Annotated in this window: 2 protein-coding genes; both read left to right on the top strand. The window is 60.7% G+C overall.

Going from position 1 to position 1903, the window contains the following annotated elements; translation table 11 throughout:
* The coding region (locus tag Y707_RS25695) for an MFS transporter (protein ID WP_081744840.1) at positions 1-1120 on the top strand (1120 nt) is incomplete at its 5' end.
* A 140-nt stretch (positions 1121-1260) separates the two neighbouring features.
* Positions 1261-1903, top strand: a 643-nt coding sequence (locus tag Y707_RS0112750) for a methylenetetrahydrofolate reductase (RefSeq protein WP_051441953.1), incomplete at its 3' end; no start/stop codon positions are given.

Below are 1903 nucleotides of genomic sequence, written 5' to 3'. Positions count from 1 at the left end.
TCTGGGACTATTGACGGCCCTGCCACTACTGGCATTCGCCGTCGTGTCGCCACTGGCGCACGGATTCAGCCAGAAGATCGGCATCGAGCGGACGGTCTTTATCGCCCTGTTGGTGCTGATTGCCGGAACGTTGCTTCGTTCTATACCCGGCACCATGATTAATTTGTGGGCAGGCTCATTTATAACAGGCGCTGCTATTGCTGTGTGCAATGTACTCGTACCGGCAGTCGTTAAACGCGACTTCCCGGACCGAATGTCCACGCTCACTGGTGCCTATTCAGCAGTGCTCGGTTCGTTTGCCGGTTTGGGCGCTGGCCTGGCGGTGCCCCTGGCTGCGCTGCCCGGTTCAGACTGGCGATGGGCGATGGCGGCGTGGGCCTTGTTGGCCGTACCGGCCCTTATAGCGTGGGCACCGCAGCTGCTCAAAACCAGAACGAATGAACGGCAGGATGCCGGAACGTTGCCGGATCCCAGCACCGCTGCTACGCCTGCCGGAGACGATATCGGCATCACGCCGTCGTACCCTCCAGCGCCGGTCTGGAAGTCCCCGGTGGCTTGGCAGGTCACTATCTACTTCGGACTGCAATCCAGTGTTTTCTATATCCTCATCACCTGGCTGCCCAGCATTCTGCGGACCTTCGGGCGTTCGGAAGTGGAGTCCGGCTGGGACGTATTCCTCTTCCAAGGCGTCGGCATCGTGGGGAGCCTGGTAACTCCTTTGCTGCTGAACCGTGGCCGGGACCAACGCCTGACAGCGGCCGCACCTCCCCTCGGCTTGCTGACGGCGGTCTTCGGAATCATCTTCCTTCCCCAGGCGCTGCTGCTGTGGGTGGCTGTAGCGGGTCTTTCCTGCGGAAGCTCGCTGGTTATCGCGCTGTCGCTGTTCGGTTTGCGGACCCAAACGCACCACGAGGCCAGCGCGCTGTCCGGTATGGCTCAGTCCCTTGGATATCTCATGGCGGCATCAGGTCCAGTGATCTTCGGCGCTATTTACGGCGCCTCCGCCACCTGGCTGGTGTCGTTGGAATACCTCGCCGTTGTTGCCGTGGGCCAAGGCGTGTTGGGCCTGCTCGCAGGGAGGGCGCAATTCACCCGCCCACGTACGGGGAGCCGGGGCTGATGCCCGGCTTATCGGCAGCAACTTCGTAAGCGGAACGACTGACTATGTAGATAGTGTCCAGCTACACTTGAACCAGTTCTTTCCTGAAGCAGCGGAGCTGCGCCCGCGACTTACTTACACGGAAGAAGGGATGCGCCGATATGCCTGATCATTCCCGCACTGCTCCCGAGCGCGGTGCCAATTCACTGCTTGAAGATTTCTCCCTGGAGATGACCGGCAAGGACGTTCCTGCGCTGGAAGAAGCCACCCCATTCATTCCACCGGGTACGCGCATTTCCGTGACCTTCCTTGGCAACGAGGATCTGCTTATGCGGGTCACCGCGGCCGCCGCAGTGAAGAGCCTGGGATTCGTACCAGTTCCGCACATTTCGGCACGCCGGCTGGCCTCCCAGAACGAGTTGGAGGAGTTCCTCGACGGATTGGCGACAGAGGCCGCTCCGGAGAACGTCTTCATTGTTGGAGGCGATCCTGTCGAACCGATGGGCCCTTATGAGGATTCGCTGGCGCTGATTAAGACCGGATTGCTCGCTCAGTACGGGTTCAAGCACGTGAGTATTGGCGGTTATCCGGAAGGTCATCCGGACATCAACAACGACCAGCTGTGGCAGGCACTGACCGACAAGTATGCGGCGTTGCAGGAGCTGGGAATGGAGTCGGCGATCATCACCCAGTTCGGCTTCGATGCCGATCCGATCTTTTCCTGGCTTTCCGAACTGCGCCGGCGCGGGGTCAATGCGCCAGTGCGGATCGGAGTACCGGGACCGGCAGGCGTGAAGCGACTGC

This window comes from Arthrobacter sp. H14 (genome assembly GCF_000520495.1).
GTDB lineage: Bacteria > Actinomycetota > Actinomycetes > Actinomycetales > Micrococcaceae > Arthrobacter_C.
This window is presented reverse-complemented; position numbering and strand designations above follow the sequence as displayed.